Annotated in this window: 20 protein-coding genes; 12 read left to right on the top strand and 8 right to left on the bottom strand. The window is 70.3% G+C overall.

Annotated elements, in window-relative coordinates; genetic code table 11:
- The 7 genes from DEJ06_RS13690 to DEJ06_RS13710 form a co-directional block, all read left to right on the top strand.
- Positions 1 to 1,719, top strand: a 1,719-nt coding sequence (locus DEJ06_RS13690) for a PH domain-containing protein (protein ID WP_111039676.1), incomplete at its 5' end; no start/stop codon positions are given.
- Entirely contained in the window at positions 1,716 to 2,408 is a 693-nt protein-coding gene (locus DEJ06_RS13695; protein WP_181436816.1) for a Rossmann-like and DUF2520 domain-containing protein, read from the top strand. The genes DEJ06_RS13690 and DEJ06_RS13695, both read left to right, overlap by 4 nt.
- Positions 2,409 to 2,479: 71 nt before the next feature.
- A complete protein-coding gene (lysS, locus tag DEJ06_RS13700; protein ID WP_111039677.1) occupies positions 2,480 to 4,006 on the top strand; it encodes a lysine--tRNA ligase in 1,527 nt (508 codons plus the stop codon).
- Between the two features lie 29 nt (positions 4,007 to 4,035).
- Complete coding sequence (locus DEJ06_RS13705) at positions 4,036 to 4,239, top strand: hypothetical protein (protein ID WP_071245264.1); 204 nt, start codon at positions 4,036 to 4,038, stop codon at positions 4,237 to 4,239.
- A 58-nt stretch (positions 4,240 to 4,297) separates the two neighbouring features.
- On the top strand, positions 4,298 to 4,459 hold the full coding sequence (locus tag DEJ06_RS18355; RefSeq protein WP_181436817.1) for a hypothetical protein: 162 nt from the start codon (positions 4,298 to 4,300) through the stop codon (positions 4,457 to 4,459).
- A 63-nt stretch (positions 4,460 to 4,522) separates the two neighbouring features.
- Entirely contained in the window at positions 4,523 to 4,657 is a 135-nt protein-coding gene (locus DEJ06_RS18640) for a hypothetical protein (RefSeq protein WP_258320880.1), read from the top strand.
- A 353-nt stretch (positions 4,658 to 5,010) separates the two neighbouring features.
- A complete protein-coding gene (locus DEJ06_RS13710) occupies positions 5,011 to 6,069 on the top strand; it encodes a sigma-70 family RNA polymerase sigma factor (RefSeq protein WP_111028721.1) in 1,059 nt (352 codons plus the stop codon).
- A gap of 192 nt (positions 6,070 to 6,261) precedes the next feature.
- Here the strand turns inward: DEJ06_RS13710 and DEJ06_RS13715 are convergent, their stop codons facing one another.
- A complete protein-coding gene (locus DEJ06_RS13715; protein ID WP_071404515.1) occupies positions 6,262 to 7,194 on the bottom strand; it encodes an NAD(+)/NADH kinase in 933 nt (310 codons plus the stop codon).
- A gap of 70 nt (positions 7,195 to 7,264) precedes the next feature.
- On the opposite strand from DEJ06_RS13715, the gene DEJ06_RS13720 reads away from it, so the two are divergent.
- Positions 7,265 to 7,741 (top strand): Clp protease N-terminal domain-containing protein, encoded by a 477-nt coding sequence (locus DEJ06_RS13720; protein WP_181422596.1) that lies wholly within the window; start codon positions 7,265 to 7,267, stop codon positions 7,739 to 7,741.
- 224 nt (positions 7,742 to 7,965) lie between these two features.
- Entirely contained in the window at positions 7,966 to 10,485 is a 2,520-nt protein-coding gene (locus DEJ06_RS13725) for an ATP-dependent Clp protease ATP-binding subunit (RefSeq protein WP_027467068.1), read from the top strand.
- Between the two features lie 296 nt (positions 10,486 to 10,781).
- On the opposite strand, the gene DEJ06_RS13730 is transcribed toward DEJ06_RS13725, so the two are convergent.
- From DEJ06_RS13730 to DEJ06_RS13750, 5 genes are all read right to left on the bottom strand, one after another.
- On the bottom strand, positions 10,782 to 11,795 hold the full coding sequence (locus DEJ06_RS13730; protein WP_111039679.1) for a hypothetical protein: 1,014 nt from the start codon (positions 11,793 to 11,795) through the stop codon (positions 10,782 to 10,784).
- Positions 11,792 to 12,742 (bottom strand): hypothetical protein, encoded by a 951-nt coding sequence (locus DEJ06_RS13735; RefSeq protein WP_111024019.1) that lies wholly within the window; start codon positions 12,740 to 12,742, stop codon positions 11,792 to 11,794. Before DEJ06_RS13735 ends, DEJ06_RS13730 begins: the two co-directional genes overlap by 4 nt.
- A gap of 4 nt (positions 12,743 to 12,746) precedes the next feature.
- Complete coding sequence (locus tag DEJ06_RS13740) at positions 12,747 to 13,202, bottom strand: hypothetical protein (RefSeq protein WP_071404519.1); 456 nt, start codon at positions 13,200 to 13,202, stop codon at positions 12,747 to 12,749.
- The gene (locus DEJ06_RS13745) at positions 13,199 to 13,642 is read right to left on the bottom strand and encodes a hypothetical protein (protein ID WP_035809351.1); all 444 of its coding nucleotides are present in this window, start codon (positions 13,640 to 13,642) and stop codon (positions 13,199 to 13,201) included. The genes DEJ06_RS13740 and DEJ06_RS13745 overlap by 4 nt, the downstream gene beginning before the upstream one ends.
- 187 nt (positions 13,643 to 13,829) lie before the next feature.
- On the bottom strand, positions 13,830 to 14,282 hold the full coding sequence (locus DEJ06_RS13750; RefSeq protein ID WP_027467072.1) for an SRPBCC family protein: 453 nt from the start codon (positions 14,280 to 14,282) through the stop codon (positions 13,830 to 13,832).
- Positions 14,283 to 14,359: 77 nt separating this feature from the next.
- On the opposite strand from DEJ06_RS13750, the gene DEJ06_RS13755 reads away from it, so the two are divergent.
- Together DEJ06_RS13755 and DEJ06_RS13760 are read left to right on the top strand one after the other, a co-directional pair.
- Positions 14,360 to 14,902 carry an amino-acid N-acetyltransferase gene (locus DEJ06_RS13755; protein ID WP_071245253.1) on the top strand — a complete coding sequence of 181 codons (543 nt, stop codon included), beginning with the start codon at positions 14,360 to 14,362 and terminating at the stop codon, positions 14,900 to 14,902.
- A 64-nt stretch (positions 14,903 to 14,966) separates the two neighbouring features.
- A complete protein-coding gene (locus DEJ06_RS13760) occupies positions 14,967 to 15,665 on the top strand; it encodes a hypothetical protein (protein ID WP_111039680.1) in 699 nt (232 codons plus the stop codon).
- 129 nt (positions 15,666 to 15,794) lie between these two features.
- Here the strand turns inward: DEJ06_RS13760 and DEJ06_RS13765 are convergent, their stop codons facing one another.
- Positions 15,795 to 16,004, bottom strand: coding sequence for a cold-shock protein (locus tag DEJ06_RS13765; protein WP_017887662.1), 210 nt, complete (start codon positions 16,002 to 16,004; stop codon positions 15,795 to 15,797).
- A 280-nt stretch (positions 16,005 to 16,284) separates the two neighbouring features.
- Between DEJ06_RS13765 and DEJ06_RS13770 the strand changes: the two genes are divergently transcribed.
- Positions 16,285 to 16,668, top strand: coding sequence for an SseB family protein (locus DEJ06_RS13770; RefSeq protein WP_017887661.1), 384 nt, complete (start codon positions 16,285 to 16,287; stop codon positions 16,666 to 16,668).
- A gap of 4 nt (positions 16,669 to 16,672) precedes the next feature.
- Here DEJ06_RS13770 and radA read toward each other — a convergent pair whose 3' ends face one another.
- Positions 16,673 to 18,034, bottom strand: a complete 1,362-nt coding sequence (gene radA, locus DEJ06_RS13775; protein WP_027467076.1) for a DNA repair protein RadA — start codon at positions 18,032 to 18,034, stop codon at positions 16,673 to 16,675.
- Positions 18,035 to 18,036 lie beyond the last annotated feature (2 nt).

Below are 18,036 nucleotides of genomic sequence, written 5' to 3' on the forward strand. Positions count from 1 at the left end.
CCGCCCACCCGGGGCAACGCGGCCGCCGCGGCACCCCTGACCGACGGTGAGTGGCACCGCCTGCACCCGCTGACCCCGCTGCTCAAGGGCGGGATCTTCCTCATCGTCATCCTCGGCTACGTGCTGAACAGCCTGCGGGACCAGCTCGTCGAGTTCTTCATCCCGGGCGAGCAGCAGGAGGACGGTGACCCCGTCCGGTACGTGTACGAGCACGGCGTCGTCGGCTGGGTCCTGCTCGGCATCGTGGTGCTGCTCCTGGTGCTGATCGGCCTGTTCTACCTGTCCTGGCGCATGCACGAGTTCCGCGTCACCGGTGAGATCGTCGAGGTGCGCTCGGGCGTGCTGTTCCGGAACCACCGCAAGGCCCGGCTCGACCGGATCCAGGGCATCAACATCCAGCGGCCGCTCGTGCCCCGGGTGTTCGGCACCGCCAAGCTCGAGATCGCGCAGGCCGGCAACGACGCCAACGTGCAGCTCGCCTACCTCGGGGCCCGCGCCGCCGACGACCTGCGGCAGCGGATCCTGGTGTTGGCGTCCGGCGCGAAGGACGACGACGGCCACGGTGGCCCGTCGCGGCAGTCGCACGGGGCACTGCAGGACCGCGTCGACGAGATGTTCTCGCCCGAGCTCGATCCGGCAGCCGTGCACGCGACCCGCATCGTCAAGGTGCGCCCGGGTCGCCTCATCGCGTCGATGCTGCTGTCCGGCACGACGCTGTTCCTGCTGCTCGTCATCGCCGGCATGATCGTCAGCGTCGCCCTCACCGGCGAGTTCGCGGTGCTGTTCGGGCTGTTCCCCGCCGTGCTCGGTGCCGGCGGCTACTACGTCCGCAAGTTCTCCCGTTCGCTGCAGTACACGATCGCCGAGACCCGCGACGGCATCCGGATCGGCTTCGGGCTGGTCTCGACGTCGAACGAGACGCTGCCGCCGGGGCGCATCCACGCCGTCAGCGTCGCGCAGCCGCTGCTGTGGCGTCCGTTCGGCTGGTGGGACATCCGCATCAACCGTGCGACGAGCGCCGGCAACGGGGCGTCGAGCAACCAGCAGGTGTCCTCGATCGTGCTGCCCGTGGGCACGACGGCGGACGTCCGCGAGGTCCTCGACATCATCCTGCCCGGGCTCGTCGGCACCGTCGTCGCCGGCCCCGAGGCGTCGCAGGAAGCCCTGCGCGAGGGCGCGGCCGAAGCCGTGGACGTCGTCGACGACAGCCTCACCACCTCGGGCGACCGTGGCGGCTTCGTGCACTCCCCACGCCGTGGCGCCTGGCTCCGTCCGTTCGCGTTCCGCCGCAACGGCTACCGGTTCGTGCAGGGCGCGGTGCTGCTGCGGCTCGGTGCCGTGTGGCGCTCGCTCGTCATCGTGCCGCTGCCCCGGGTGCAGAGCGTCAAGGTCGAGCAGGGTCCGCTCGAGCGTGCCCTGCGGCTCGCAGCCGTCCACGTCCACACCGTGGCCGGGCCGGTCTCGGCCCGCGTCGGCGCGCTCGACGCGCGGGACGCGCAGCGCCTGTGGTCGGAGACGACGCAGCGTGCCGTCGAGGCGGCCGCGGTCGACACGACCCACCGCTGGCGCGAACGGGAGGCCCGTCCCGCGGCCGCCACACACGCTGCGGCCGACACCGTGCCCGGGTCCGGAGCCCCTGCCGGACCGACGGCGGACCGCCGGTCCGGCGCCGTCCCCGCCGGCTGGGACGACGTCCCACCGACCGGAGCCGCACGATGAGGGCCGGGCGTCTCGGGGTCGGCATCGTCGGCGCCGGACGGGTCGGACCCGTCCTCGGAGCAGCCCTGGCGAACGCGGAGCACGCTGTCGTCGGGGTGACCGCCGTGTCCGACGAGGGCCGTGACCGCGCCGAGGCGATGCTGCCCGGCGCCCCGGTGCTCGCGACGCCGGACCTGGTGGAGCGGAGCGAACTCGTGCTGCTCGCGGTGCCGGACGACCAGCTCGCCTCGCTCGTGCAGGGGCTGGCGGACGCCGGGATCTGGCAGCCGGGGCAGCTCGTCGTGCACACCAGCCCCGACCACGGCGTCGGCATCCTCGCCCCGGCGATGGCGGCCGGTGCCATCCCGTTGGCGATCCACCCCGCGATGGCCTTCACGGGCACGAGCGTCGACCTGTCCCGGCTGCGCGACGCGTACTGCGCGGTGACCGCCCCGGCGCCCGTGCTGCCGATCGCGCAGGCGCTCGTGGTCGAGATGGGCGCCGAACCGTTCGTCGTGGCCGAGGGCGACCGGCCCGCCTACGCCGACGCGGTGCGGGCCGCCGTGAGCTTCTCGACCGCGATCGTGGACCAGTCGGCGGGCACCCTGTCCGGCATCGGCGTCGAACATCCGGGTCGTGTCCTCGGTGCGCTCGTCCGCTCCGCCGTCGACAACGCGTTGACCGCCGCCGACGGGCAGTCGGCGCTCTAGCGGTTCGGGGGCGGGACCGCGGCGCGGGTAGCATTTCCCCCGACCCCCACGACCATCGGAGCCGCACCCGCATGACCGACGAGACCGTCACCCCCGACACCGCGATCGCCGACGCCGCCGCACTGGCCGAGCAGGAGACCAGCGAGCAGCGACAGGTCCGGCTCGACAAGCGGGCGAAGCTGCTGGAGGCGGGCATCGAGGCGTACCCCGCCGAGCTCCCCATCACCACGACGATCCCGGCCGTGCGCGAGCAGTACGCGCACCTGGAGACCGGCGAGGAGACCCAGGACGTCGTGGGCATCGCGGGTCGTGTGGTGTTCTCGCGCAACACCGGCAAGCTCTGCTTCGCGTCCCTGCAGTCGGGCGACGGCTCGCGCATCCAGGCGATGGTCTCCCTGGCCGAGGTGGGGGACGAGTCCCTCGCCCGCTGGAAGGAGTTCGTCGACCTCGGCGACCACGTGTTCGTGCACGGCCGCGTGATCTCCTCGCGCCGCGGCGAGCTGTCGATCATGGTCGACGACTGGGCGATCGCGGCGAAGGCGATCCTGCCGCTGCCGAACCTGCACAACGAGCTCAACGAGGAGACGCGGGTTCGCCAGCGCTACCTCGACCTCATCGTCCGCGACGAGGCCCGCGCCACCGTGCGTGCCCGCGCTGCCGTGATGGCCTCGCTCCGTCAGACCTTCACCGCGCACGAGTACCTCGAGGTCGAGACCCCGATGCTGCAGACCCAGCACGGCGGCGCCTCGGCCCGACCGTTCGTGACGCACTCGAACGCCTTCGACACCGAGCTGTTCCTGCGCATCGCACCCGAGCTGTTCCTGAAGCGCGCCGTCGTCGGTGGCATCGACCGGGTGTTCGAGATCAACCGCAACTTCCGGAACGAGGGCGCCGACTCGTCGCACTCGCCCGAGTTCGCGATGGTCGAGGCGTACCAGGCGTACGGCAGCTACGAGCAGATGGCCGACCTGACGCAGGAGCTCGTGCAGAACGCGACCCGCGCGGTCACCGGTGGTGCGCTCGAGGTCACCCTGCCCGACGGCAGCACCTACGACCTGGGTGGCGAGTGGCCCCGGATCGACATGTACGGCTCGCTGTCCGAGGCCGCGGGGCGCGAGATCAGCCCGGAGACCCCGCTGTCCGAGCTGCAGGCGCTCGCCGAGGCCGAGGGCGTCGAGGTCGCCCACGCCACGCACGGCAAGTACGTCGAGGAGCTCTGGGAGCACTTCGTCATCGACTCGCTCGACCGCCCGACCTTCGTGATGAACTTCCCGGTCGACACCTCGCCGCTCACCCGGCAGCACCGCACCCGTCCGGGCGTCGTCGAGAAGTGGGACCTGTACGTCCGCGGCTTCGAGCTCGGCACGGCGTACTCGGAGCTCGTCGACCCGGTCGTGCAGCGGGAGCGGTTCGTCGAGCAGGCGAAGCTCGCGGCCGGCGGTGACCTCGAGGCGATGCGCGTCGACGAGGACTTCCTGCGGGCACTGGAGCACGCGATGCCCCCGTCGGGCGGCATGGGCATGGGGATCGACCGCCTGCTCATGGCCATCACGGGCCTGGGCATCCGCGAGACGATCCTGTTCCCGCTGGTCAAGTAGCTCCCGGTCCGCCGGGGTACGATGCTCGGGTGCCTGAAGGAGTCGTAAGCGGGATCGTCTTCGCCCTGACGCCGACCATCGTCGTCGGCCTGATCTTCTGGTTCGTGATGCGCGCGATCATGCGTGCCGACCGGACCGAGCGTGCCGCGTACGCCAAGGTCGAGGCCGAGGAGCGCGCCCGCTTCGAGCGTGAGCACGGTCGCCCCGCGCCGGCTCCGACGTCGGCCGAGTAGCCGCCCGCGCACGATCCACTTCACCCCGTGTTCACCGCGCGGTGTGATCCTGTCGCGCATGCCCACCATCCCGGAGTCCGCCGCCGGCGTCGATGACCTCGACGACCTCGACGTGGAGGACGCCTTCGGGCACCCGGTGTCCGGAGCGTCCGTCTCGCCCGTCGGCAGCGACGACGGACCCCTCGACGACGAGGGTGACGTCGACGACCTCGACGTCTGAGCGCCGACGGACCGTCACGCACCGTTCACCTCGCCGACGCGTGCCGGGGTGAGCATCGTCCGCATGGCAACCACCGCACATCCCTTCACGGGCCGCAGCCTCGTCGGTGACATCGAGAGCGAGTACGACGAGTTCGACCGAGACGCAGACCTCGAGGTCTCCAAGCGCCGGGACGGGTGGCTCGAACCCTCCTGGTGACCCCCACCCATTCGGTATTCGGGGTACGACGACCAGATCGCACTGATCCGGTCGGACGTACCCCTTTTGCATGTCCGGAGTACGCAGTCGCCTGGGGTACACGATCGGAAACGCTGGTGAAACACGCCTGCAACGCCGGAAACACGGCGTTATCCGCTTGATCCAGGGCCGATTGGGGGACCAGACTGGCGGTGGGCTGTACCCCGCGGGGGACGCTTTCGATGATGAAGCACGGAGAACCCTGAGAATCGCTCCGAACGATTTGTGGGGTACACCTCCGGGCCGCTTTACTCATCAGCACCCCCCGGCAACGCCCCACGAAGCCATCACCGTCGAACGCAGGGAGAAACACCATGACGATCGCAACGGCTGCACCCAGCACCACCCGCCGCACCGCCACCAAGAAGGCATCGGCATCGAAGACCGCGACCGCCGAGTCCGCCACCACCTCCCTCGACACCGAGGTCGAGGCCGACGAGCAGCTCGCCGGTGTCCGCGGCGCCTCGGTCGACCAGGTCGGCGACTACCTCCGTCACATCGGCCGTCTCTCGCTCCTCACCGCCGAGGAAGAAGCGCAGATCGCACGCCGCATCGAGGTCGGGCTCTTCGCCGAAGAGAAGCTCGCCACCGAGAAGGGTCTCGCGAAGACCCTGCAGCGTGAACTCCGCTGGCTCGTCCGCGACGGTGAGCGCGCCAAGGAGCGCATGATCACCTCGAACCTCCGCCTCGTCGTGAGCATCGCCAAGCGGTACTCGCAGCGCGGCCTGCCCTTCATGGACGTCATCCAGGAGGGCAACCTCGGCCTGGTCCGTGCGGTCGAGAAGTTCGACTTCACGCAGGGCTACAAGTTCTCGACCTACGCCACCTGGTGGATCCGCCAGGCCATCTCGCGTGGTCTCGCCGACAAGGCACGCACGATCCGCATCCCGGTGCACACCGTCGAGCTCATCAACAAGATCTCGCGCACCGAGCGTGACCTGACCGTCGACCTCGGCCGTGCGCCGATGCCGGACGAGGTCGCCGCCGAGCTGAGCATGAGTGTCGAGGAACTCGTCGACCTCAAGGGCCGCTCGCACGAGCCGGTGTCGATCCACACCGTAGTCGGTGACTCCGACGACAGCGAACTCGGTGACTTCATCGAGGACGAGGACGCCGCGAGCCCGAACGAGCTCACCGAGACGACGCTGCTGCACCGCGACATCCGCTCCATCGTCGCCGAGCTGCCCAGCGACGAGGCGAACGTCATCCGCATGCGCTACGGCCTGGACGACGACAAGCCGATGACCCTCGACGAGATCTCGAAGATCGTGCACACGACCCGCCAGGCCGTCAGCCGGGTGGAGTCGCGCGCCAAGCTGCGCCTGTTCGCCAAGGCGGTCTCGCAGGACATGCAGCTGTACCTGACCGACTAGGTCAGTGGACTTCGGCCGGCACGTTCACCCGTGCCGGCGCGGGGAAACCGGGTCGTTCTGTGGGAAGACGATCCGGTGGGGTGATGGGACGGCCCGCTCGAGCACTGCTCGAGCGGGCCATTCACGTTCCCGGGCCGGGGCTGGGGCCAGGGCCGGCCCAGCGCCGGAGCCAGGGCCAGCCCCTGCGCGGCGTCAGTCGTCGATCTCGCGCCGGAGCTTCTGCCGCAGGTCGCTCGGGATGAGCTCGACCAGCTGGTCGGGACGCACCGGCAGGTCGAGCAGGCTGAGCTTCACGCGTCCGGTGCGCCCGTGCCGCTCGGCGTCGAGGCGCACCACGCTGCCGGCGTCCTTCCGGAGCCGCATGTCGATCTGCGCCCCGGTGGCCACCTCGCCGACCACGAGCCCGTCGACCTCGAGCGCCGCGCTCCTGGTGCCCTCGGCGATGTCGAACCGGTAGCGCTCCCGTGCGGCGAGCACCACCGAGCGGTCGATCCCGGCCATCGGCGCGACCGGCGTCACCACGGAGCCGGACAGCGCGGGGGAGAGCACCGGCCCACCGGCGGCGTAGTTGTACGCGGTGGAGCCGGCCGGGGTCGCTGCCACGATGGCGTCGGCCCGGTAGTACCCGTACCCGAGGCCCCCGACGCTGAGGTCGGCCGACACCTGCCCGGAGCCCGGCCGTCGCACGATGGTCAGGTCGTTGAACGCCAGGTAGTCGGTGCGGGCACCACCCCAGGACAACCGGGCCTCGAGCGCGTGGTGCGGTTCGAGCTGGTACTCGCCGGCGGACAGCCGTTCGAGGGCGCTCTCGAGCTCGGGCGGCTCGATCTCGACCAGGAACCCGACGTTGCCGTAGTTCACGCCGAGGACGGGCACCGGGCGCTTCGCCACGAGCCGCATCGCGCCGAGCATGGTGCCGTCGCCGCCGAGGGCCACGACCAGGTCGACGCGGTCGGTGAAGTCGTCGTCGTCCACCACGTCGACCCCGCCACCGATGCGCTGGGCGTCCGCACGCCGGGCGAGCAGCTCGCCCTGGCCGGACGCGTTCCAGCGCTGCAGGGTCGTCACGGACTCCTGCACGTTCTTGGTCGGGTGGACGACGAGGCCGACGACGGGCTGCTCCATGACCGGATCGTACCGAGCGGACCTCCGATGCGGGCTGTCCCTTCGCAGAGGCATGCGATATTCTGAATACATGCAGACCGCTCAGCTCTCCGTCGCCCTCCCTTCCGTCCGGCACGGCCGCGAGATCGTGCTGCTCGCCGACCTCGAATCCCACGAGTCCGGCTTCGGCTTCGTCGACGCCGAACACCTGCTGCTGGCCGCCGTCACGCTCTGCGCCGGCATGCCCCGCTTCCGCCCCGTCCTCGACGCCCACCGGATCACCCCGGACACCGTCCGCTCCGGCATCCGCGCCTTCGTCGGCGCCCACACCACCTGCCCGGGCGAACACGATCGGGTCGCGTGCACGCCCGCCGCGATGCGCGTGCTCGCCCGCGCCGCGACGATCGCCGGCCGTTCGGAGCGCATCCGACCGCCGCACGTCGTCCTCGCCGTGCTCGACTCGGTCGACGATCCGCTCGCCGGATCGGCGCACGACGTCCTCGACGCCCTGGGCGTCGACGCGCGCCGCTTCCGACGCGACCTGCGTCGCGCGGTGCGGCGCGCCTGACCCAGCGCGACCCACAAGCGGACTGGAGGCCCGTGGCGACCCCGCCACGGGCCTCCAGTCCGTCTCGTCGTTCGCTCACTGCGCACAAGACGCACCCTGGTCACGCCCACGGCGAACAGGGGCAGCCCCCGGGGGGAGCGCTGGTTACTCTCGAAGTACTTGGCCGGACTCACACGAGACCGGCACAGCGTCGGCTCCGCTCATCAGGGGCCAAGGGAGAGCACATGTTCGAGAGATTCACCGACCGGGCCCGTCGTGTTGTCGTCCTCGCTCAAGAAGAAGCGAAGATGCTCAACCACAACTACATCGGCACCGAGCACATCCTCCTCGGCCTCATCCACGAGGGCGAGGGCGTCGCCGCCAAGGCGCTGGAGTCGCTGGGCATCTCGCTCGACGCCGTGCGCGAGCAGGTCCAGGACATCATCGGGCAGGGCCAGCAGCAGCCGACCGGGCACATCCCGTTCACGCCGCGCGCCAAGAAGGTGCTCGAGCTGTCCCTGCGCGAGGCGCTGCAGCTCGGCCACAACTACATCGGCACGGAGCACATCCTGCTCGGCCTGATCCGCGAGGGCGAGGGTGTCGCAGCCCAGGTCCTCGTGAAGCTCGGCGCCGACCTGAACCGGGTGCGCCAGCAGGTCATCCAGCTCCTGTCCGGCTACCAGGGCAAGGAAGCGGTCGCCGTCGGCGGCGAGCAGCAGCAGAACGCGCAGCAGGGTTCGCAGGTCCTCGACCAGTTCGGTCGGAACCTCACCCAGGCCGCGCGCGACGGCAAGCTCGACCCCGTCATCGGGCGCGAGAAGGAGATGGAGCGGGTCATGCAGATCCTCTCCCGCCGCTCCAAGAACAACCCCGTCCTGATCGGTGAGCCCGGCGTCGGCAAGACCGCCGTCGTCGAGGGCCTCGCCCAGGCGATCGTCAAGGGCGACGTGCCCGAGACGCTGAAGGACAAGCAGCTCTACTCGCTCGACCTCGGATCGCTCATCGCCGGGTCCCGCTACCGCGGTGACTTCGAGGAGCGCCTGAAGAAGGTCACGAAGGAGATCCGCACCCGCGGCGACATCATCGTCTTCATCGACGAGATCCACACGCTCGTGGGTGCCGGTGCAGCCGAGGGCGCGATCGACGCAGCCTCCATCCTCAAGCCGCTCCTCGCCCGCGGTGAGCTCCAGACCATCGGTGCCACCACGCTCGACGAGTACCGCAAGCACTTCGAGAAGGACGCCGCACTCGAGCGTCGCTTCCAGCCGGTGCAGGTCAACGAGCCGTCGCTGCCCCACGCGATCAACATCCTCAAGGGTCTGCGCGACAAGTACGAGGCGTTCCACAAGGTGTCCATCACCGACGGCGCGATCGTCGCCGCGGCGAACCTGGCGGACCGCTACGTGCAGGACCGCTTCCTGCCGGACAAGGCCATCGACCTGATCGACGAGGCCGGCGCTCGCCTGCGTCTGTCGATCCTGTCGGCACCGCCGGAGCTCCGCGAGTTCGACGAGAAGATCTCGACGGTCCGCGGGTCGAAGGAAGCCGCCATCGAGGAGCAGGACTTCGAGAAGGCCGCGAGCCTGCGCGACGAGGAGAAGAAGCTCCTCGGCGAGCGTCTCCGCCTCGAGAAGCAGTGGCGTGCGGGTGACGTCGCCGCGTCCGGCACCGTCGACGAGGGCATCATCGCCGAGGTCCTGGCCCAGGCCACGGGCATCCCGGTGTTCAAGCTCACCGAAGAGGAGACCTCGCGTCTCGTCTTCATGGAGAAGGCACTGCACGAGCGCGTCATCGGTCAGGAAGAGGCCATCTCGGCCCTGTCCAAGACCATCCGCCGTACCCGTGCCGGCCTGAAGGACCCGAACCGTCCCTCCGGCTCGTTCATCTTCGCCGGCCCCACGGGCGTCGGGAAGACCGAGCTCGCCAAGGCCCTCGCCGAGTTCCTGTTCGACGACGAGGGTGCGCTGATCTCCCTCGACATGTCGGAGTTCGGTGAGAAGCACACGGTGTCCCGCCTGTTCGGCGCCCCTCCCGGGTTCGTCGGGTTCGAGGAGGGCGGCCAGCTCACCGAGAAGGTGCGCCGCAAGCCGTTCTCCGTGGTCCTGTTCGACGAGATCGAGAAGGCCCACCCGGACATCTTCAACTCGCTGCTGCAGGTGCTCGAGGAAGGCCGTCTCACCGACGGTCAGGGCCGCGTGGTCGACTTCAAGAACACCGTCATCATCATGACCACGAACCTCGGTTCGCAGGGCATCGCCGGTGGCCCGGTGGGCTTCCAGGTCGAGGGTGACTCGGCCGTCGGCTACGACCGCATGCGCGGCAAGGTCAACGAGGAGCTCAAGAAGCACTTCAAGCCCGAGTTCCTGAACCGCGTCGATGACACGATCGTGTTCCCGCAGCTGTCGCAGCCCGAGCTGCTGCAGATCGTGGACCTGTTCGTGAAGCGTCTGGCCGACCGCCTGCTCGACCGCGACATGACCGTCGAGCTCACGCTGCCGGCCAAGGAGCAGCTCATCAAGGTCGGGTTCGACCCGTCCCTCGGTGCTCGGCCCCTGCGTCGCGCAATGCAGCACGAGGTCGAGGACCAGCTGTCCGAGCACATCCTGCAGGGTGAGCTCAACGCCGGCGACCACGTGAAGGTCGACTTCGTCGACGGTGCGTTCCACTTCGAGACCGGGCGTCAGCCGGGCCGCGAAGAGGTCCTCGCCGGTGCAGCCGCGGTCGAGGCCGCGACCGACACGCCCCAGGGCGAGATCGAGTCCTAGGACCTGACACCCCACGGACAGGAGGCTCGGTGCCAGCTGGCACCGGGCCTCCTGTCCGTTCTCGGGTCGCGTTCAGATCCCGCATCGCCGATCTGCGCGTCCTTGCAGCCACGGACCCCCGTCCGGGGGTACTGTGATGACAACGCGCGAGACGTTCCCCCCAACTCCTCGCGCGTCGCGCTCGATCGGTTCCCCCCAACGGATCGAGACGCAGCCGGCCCCGGTCTGTTTGCAGACCGGGGCCGTTGCACGTCCAGGCTGGTGCCGGCCGGCCGTGCGGGCGGACGTCCGCCGTGTCAGACGGCGGCAGGCAGCTGTGCGGCGAAGTCGCGGACGGCGCGCTCCCAACGCTCCGGGTCCTCGTTCCACTCGAGCGTGTGCGGTGCCGTGCGGAACGTGACCGTGGTGGCGCCCTGCCGCGCGGCGACGTCGTCGGCCGCGACCAGGGCGTCGGCCTCGGAGTGGATCAGCAGCGTCGGCGTCGACGAGTCCTGCCACGTGGTCGTCGTGACGGGAGTCGGGGCCCCGGCGAGCCGCGACAGCACGTTCGTGGTCGCGATGCGGGCGGCGACGGTGCCGACGAACGCGGGCAGGTGCGCGCCGCGGACAGCCCCGCGGAGTGCCGAGGCGACGTCGAGCAGGGGTGACACGGCCACGAGTCCGTCGACGTCGACGCGTGCGGCGGCGACGGAGCAGGCGAGCGCGCCGGCGGACCAGCCCTGCAGCACGACGCGCTGAGCACCACGGGCCCGGGCGGCGCGGACGGCGGCGACGATGCGGTCCGCTGCCCCGGCGTCGAGGGAGCGGAGCGGCAGGTCGGTGGTGTCGAGGACCTCGGACGAGGCGCCGAGCGCACGCCAGACGCCGACACCGCGCAGGACCTGGCGCGGGCCCAGGGACTGGCCGTGCACGTGGACCACGTGGGTCGTGGCGGCCTCGGGCTCGGTACCGGGCACGTCGTCCGGTCCGTCGTACCGCAGGGCGTCCCAGCCCCACGCACCGGTCGCCACGGGGACGGTGACGCTGCGGCGGACGGTGTCGCCGTCCCTGCTGGCTCGGGTCGCCGTGCTCGCGGTGGTGATCGCGCCGACCTGCACCCGGGTGTCGTCGCGCTGCAGGTCGTAGGTGCCCGGCAGGCGGGTGTCGCGGGTGGCGGTCAGCTCGACCTCGGTGTCCGTGGCGCTGCGGACCGTCGCGGTCGCCGTGTACGGCGTCGGGAACAGCAACCGTCGTGCGACGAAGGCGCCGAGTCCGAGCGTGCCGACCGCCCCTGCCGCGGTGCCGAGTGCCGTGATGCGTGCGCCGGTCATGTGATCTCCCTGAGTCGTGCCGTGGTGAGCGTCGCAGCGGCCGGGACGTCCTGCCCGGCCTCGCGCGCGCGGTCTTCGATCTCGACGGACAGTCGGTGCTGCCGACTCCGCCACTGGCGACGCTGCCACACGATCGTGAAGTAGAGCCCGGTGTTGCCCGATGCCGTCTCGAGCCGCCGGAGCTCCGGTTCGAGCACGCGGAACCGGCGTCGGGCGGCCCGCCAGTCGCGGAACTCCCGTGCGGCGTCGGGCAGGACGCCGCCGGCCGCGCCGATGGCGAGCAGGACCATCGAGCCGAGGAACACCGGGGTGTAGAGCGTCGACAGGACCCCGACCGCACCGTCGGCGCCGGCGACGTGCACGGCGTCGAGGGCGATCGCGATGCCGGCGAGCAGCACGAGGCCGGCGGCGCCGACGACGAAGAGCCAGTACAGGCGGCCGAGCCCGTCGCCGCTCCGGAACCCGCGCAGCACGGCGACGGCCGACCGGGCGATCACGATGGCGATGTAGGTCATCTCGACCGCCGAGTAGAGCGCGGTCGGCAGCTGGTCGCCGTAGGCCACCATGAACTGCGCCGTGGGGGTCGGCGCGTCGATGAGGCTGAACAGCACGACCAGGGCGACGAGCACGAGCACGCAGCCGATGATGCGGCTGGCGCGCAGGAGCTTGGCGGAGCGTGCTGCGGCCTCGACCGACTGCGCGAGGGCGAACATGCCGCACACCATCAGGCAGCGGCCGATCAGGTCGGCGATGTTCGGCACGTGCGTCACGCCGGCGAGGAACGTCGTGACGTCGGGCTGGTTGATCGTGAGCCCGACGGCGACGCAGCTGCAGCAGACCATCAGCCAGGTGACGCTGGCCGACTGGGTGCGCACCAGGAGCAGCCGGGCGACCAGCACCGCCAGGATCAGCCAGACCGGGATCGACCCCCAGACGTGCAGCGTCACCGCGTCACCGGAAGATCCCGGGCTGGCCCTCGGGGTCGAGCAGCCCGATCCGCAGCGCGAGCTGGTCGGCGACGAGCTCGACGGCCTGTTCGTGCGGGGTGTCCAGCGAGCGGGTGAACGCCGTCCGGCCGCTGAGCAGCCCCGTGTACGCCTGGTGGTCGCAGCCGGTGTCGTCCATGAACACGTGGGCGAGCTCGTGCAGCACGCAGGCCACCCGGGAGCGCTCGGACAGCCCGGGGCGGGTCTCGAGCAGGGCGTGGTCGGTGCGCTGGATGAGCCGCGCGGACAGGTCGCCCGGCAGCTCCGTGGTGCGCACGAGGATCGGCTTGCCGAGCGCCGCCTCGGCACGGGCGGTCAGCTCCGGCAGGGACAGCCGACGGGGGAGCCCGAGGCGCTGCACGCGGCGACGGGCCTCGGTCTGCCGACGCAGGGCGTCGAAGCGGTCGCGGTACCCGCTCACGGGGTGCCGCCCGATTCGTCCAGGCGACGCAGGTGGTCGGTGAAGTCGCGGATCTCGTCCGCCGAGGCGAACTCGCCCAGACGCCGGGTGGCGAACGCGACGACTTCGCGCTTGCGGAGTTCGAGCACGAGCTCCAGCTGCGCCTGCACCCGCTCCGGCACGTCCGTGTTGCCGGCCGCGTCGGTCAGGTACTCCGCCGGGACGCCGAAGTAGGTCGCCAGGGCCGCCAGGAGTCGCTGGTCGCGGACGGCCGGCCCGTTGCCGCCGAGCATGTAGCCCCAGCGCGGTCGGCTCATCGACGCGCCCTGCGCCTCGATCTCGGCGGCGATCTCCTTGTACGGGGGTCGCTGGCCCGAGTTGGCCTCGACGACGTCCATCAGGAGCTGCAGTTTGCGCGACAGTTCCCGACGGTGTGCGTCGTCGTCGTTGTACTCGATCACGTGTCCCCACTCTCACATCTGTCTCAGACATGATAAAACTGATCCAGCGCGTCGGCCGGTGTCACCACTCTGCCAGGCTCGCGCTCGCTCGTCAGGTCGGCATTTCGATGGGGGGATGCCGAACGGGGGACGAACGAACGGGAGGCGCGGTGCCAGCTGGCACCGCGCCTCCCGTCCGTCGTGTGGACTACGCCTGCACGTCGCCGCGCCAGCCCGGCTGGGTCGGTGCGTTCTCGACGCGCTCCTTGTAGTTCTGCAGGTCCTTCTTGACGGCGTGGCCACCGACGCCCACGGCGGAGCCGAGCTTTTCGAGGATGCCGGAGGGCTCCCAGTCGATCTGCACGGTGACACGGGTCTCGGCGTCGGAGAGCTTGTGGAAGGTGACGACACCGGCGTGGTCGGTCTCGCCGTCCTTCACGGTCCAGGCGACACGCTCGTCGGGGTGCTGCTCCGTGATGAGGGCTCGGAACTCGCGCTCCTGGCCGGCGATCTTCACGGTCCAGTCGGTGGTCTTGTCGTCCACCTGGACGATCTTCTCGACCTCGTCGAGGAAGTGCGGGAACTCCTCGAAACGGGTCCACTGGTCGTAGGCCTGGCGGACGGGGACGTTGACGTCGACGGTTTCGATGATCTGAGGCATGCACCGGACGGTAGGCCGATCGACCTGGGCGGCACTCAGCAGCGCTGTCCCCCTGCGACCCCGGTAGTGTGAGGCGGATGACAGAGCACGGCAAGCACGCTTTCCACGAGCGTGACGACCACGGGATCCTCGTGCGTCCGGCGCTCGCCTCGGACGTCCCGCACATCCAGCGGCTCATCGCCCCCTACGTCGACCGGCGCATCCTGCTCGGCAAGGAGAACGTCGCCCTGTACGGCTCGATCCAGCAGTTCCGGATCGCTGAAGGGCCCGACGGCACCCCGATCGGGTGCGGCGCGCTCGCGGTGTTCTGGGACGACATCGCCGAGGTGCGCACGCTCGCCCTCGACGAGCAGTGGATCCACAAGCGCGTCGGGCACCGGATGCTCGAAGCGCTCGAGCACGACGCCCGCGAACTCGGCGTCGCCCGGATCTTCTGCCTGACCTTCGAGGTCGACTTCTTCGCGAAGCACGGGTACCTGGAGATCGGCGAGAGCGTCGTGTCACCGGACGTCTACGCCGAACTGGTCCGCTCGTCGGACGAAGGGGTCGCGGAGTTCCTCGACCTCGCCCGGGTCAAGCCGAACACCCTCGGCAACACCCGCATGCTGAAGAACCTCTGACGCTTTCTCGTGCCGCCCGGCGGGGTGGCCGGGTACGGCCCGCGCCGTTGTCTACCCTGTGCGCATGTCGTCGTTGCGTCACCCCGTCGGGCCCGAGAAGCCGGTCGTCTACTGGCGCCGCCGGGCGCTCGTGCTCGGGGCGCTGCTGGTCGTCGTCCTGGTCGTGGTGCTCATCGTCGTCGGGCGGGGGAGCGGGGCCACCTCGGCGGCGCCGAGTGCGTCGGCCTCTGCTGGTGCCGGGTCTGCTGCCGGCGCATCGTCGGACGGGTCTGCGGCCGGTTCCGGGTCCTCGCGGTCTGCTGCGCCGAAGCCGTCGGCATCTGCCTCGGCTTCTGCGTCGAAGCCCGCTGCTGCCGACGGGTCGACCTGCACGAAGGACCAGATCGTCCTGACCCCGGTGCTCGACAAGTCGGCCTACGGCCCCACCGAGGACCCGAAGATCGCGATGTCGATCAAGAACTCCGGCACGAACTCCTGCCACCTGGACCTCGGATCGGCGCAGCAGGTGCTGACGATCAGCTCCGGCCAGGAGCAGTACTGGTCGTCGAAGGACTGCCAGACCGGCGGCACGAACCAGGACGTCACGATCAAGTCCGGTCAGACGCTCACGACCCCGGCGATCGCCTGGGACCGCACCCGCTCGTCCACGTCGACGTGTGACTCGTCACGGCCGGCGGTCACCGCGGGAGGCGCGAGCTACCACCTGCAGGTCGCCGTCGGGAACCTCGAGTCGAAGACCTCGGTGCAGTTCATCCTGCAGTAGGCGGCGGGTGCGCGGTGCGCGGTGCGCGGTTCCGATCCGTTCCGGCTGGGCTGTGCCGAGCAGAGGTGCTGGGGAACAGCAACAGGCCCCGTCGTCCGAAGACGACGGGGCCTGTTCAAGCTGATGTGATCAGCCGAGGACGGTGATGTTCTCCGCCTGCGGGCCCTTGCGGCCCTCGGTGATGTCGAACTCCACCTTCTGGTTCTCCTCGAGCGACTTGTAGCCGTTGCCAGCAATCGCAGAGAAGTGCGCGAAGACGTCAGCGCTGCCGTCGTCCGGGGCGATGAAGCCGAAGCCCTTTTCGTTGTTGAACCACTTGACGGTACCGGTAGATGCCATGATGGCGTTTCCTTAGCTTTCTTGCTTCCGCCAAGGTGCAGATGCACCGACGGAGACCCCGACGTACGTCGACGGGGGTAATGCGCCACGCGGGCAGGTGCCGGCGGGACGGGTTCGGGGCCAGGCCTGTCGGCCAGTGACCCTGGGGCCCGGGTTGAGGGGCAAACCACCTCGCCCGGACGTTGAGCGCCGCCGAAGCGGTTCCATCAGGCTAGCGTGCTCTGGGCCGACTGGCTACCCGTGCGTCACGGAACGACGAAAATCTGGTGGAATTGAGCTGATGGCAGACAAGGAACAGCGCTTCCGGAGCGAACAGCTCGAGGAAGCCCTCGCGAAGCAGGACGTCGCTGCGGTGGCGTTCGCGCTCCGCCACGACATCGTGATCGTCCCCCGACTCGTCACCGGCAAGAAGGACATGCAGGTGCGGGTGTTCGGCCGTGAGGGGTCGGACAAGCGCATCCTGCTGCTGTTCTCGTCGGCGGACGCCTACACGGCGATGGTGCCGGACGAGAAGATCCGGCAGGTCATGGTCTACGACGGGCCGCGGCTCGAGGAGTTCCTGGCCGCCCACCTCGACATGCTCGAGGGCGTGTTCTTCGACATCGCCGGTCCGCACACCATGCAGGCCGCGCCGGCGGACCTGCTGGCCGCTTTGCGCGCGTAGCCGCTCAGAACGCGCGGTCGAGCTCGCGTTCGCGCGGGGACTGCGTCATCGAGAACGCCACACGCAGGGCTTCGCGCAGGTGCCCGGAGTCCGAGCCGAGCACGGTCGTGAACCCGAGGCGGGTGGCCTCGTTCACGCGCTGCTTCGTGCCCGTGGCCGGACGGATCTCGCCGGCGAGGCTGATCTCGCCGACGGCCGCGAGCGTGTGCGGGTACGGACGGTCTCGTGCGGCGCTCGCGAGGGCCAGTGCGATCGCCAGGTCGGCGCCGGGCTCCGTGAGCTTCATGCCGCCCACCGTGGACACGTAGACGTCGGCGTCGGAGAGCTTGAGGCCGGCGCGGCGTTCGAGCACCGCGAGCAGCATCGCGACACGGGAGGCATCGACACCGTTCACGACCCGGCGTGGCTGCGGCGCCGAGCTCGGGACGATGAGGGCCTGCACCTCGACCGGCAGCGCGCGACGCCCCTCGAGTGCGACGGTGACGCAGGTGCCGGACACCGGGGTGGCGTTCTTCGACATGAAGAGGCCGCTCGGGTCGGGGACCTCGTGGATGCCGTCGCCACCCATGTCGAAGCACCCGACCTCGTCGGTGGGCCCGAAGCGGTTCTTGAGCGCCCGGACGAAGCGCAGCGCGGTCTGCCGGTCGCCCTCGAAGTGGCAGACGACGTCGACCAGGTGCTCCAGGAGCCGCGGGCCTGCGATCGTGCCGTCCTTCGTGACGTGGCCGACGATGAGGACGGGCAGGGCGCGGTCCTTCGCGATCCGGATCAGGGTCGAGGCGACCTCGCGCACCTGGGACGTGCCACCCGCGATGCCGTCGATCGAGCTCGACGAGATGGTCTGCACGGAGTCGGCGATGAGCAGGTCGGGCTGGACCTGGTCGATCTGGCCGATGATGACGCCGAGGTCGACCTCGCTCGCCAGGTACAGGTCGTCGTGCATCGCCCCGGTGCGTTCGGCGCGGAGTCGGACCTGGTCGACGGACTCTTCGGCGCTGACGTAGAGGACGCGCTTGCCCGAGGCTGCGGCTCGGGAGGCGACCTCGAGCAGCAGGGTCGACTTGCCGACTCCGGGCTCACCGCTGAGCAGGACCGCCGCACCCGGCACTACGCCGCCGCCGAGGACGCGGTCGAACTCGCCGATGCCGGTCTGCCAGCGCTGCACGGAGGTGCCTCGGGCTTCGGTGATCGGTCGCGCGGCCCGGGCGCCGGTGACGGCGACCGCCGACGTGCCGCGGGTGCTCGCGGACGCCGCCGAGCTGTCTTCGACAGTGCCCCAGGTCTGGCACTCACCGCACCGGCCGACCCACTTGATGCTGGTCCAGCCGCACTCGGTGCAACGGTAGAGGGACTGCGGGCGCGCCATGT

The organism is Curtobacterium sp. MCLR17_051, from assembly GCF_003234395.1.
GTDB classification, from domain to species: Bacteria; Actinomycetota; Actinomycetes; order Actinomycetales; family Microbacteriaceae; genus Curtobacterium; species Curtobacterium flaccumfaciens.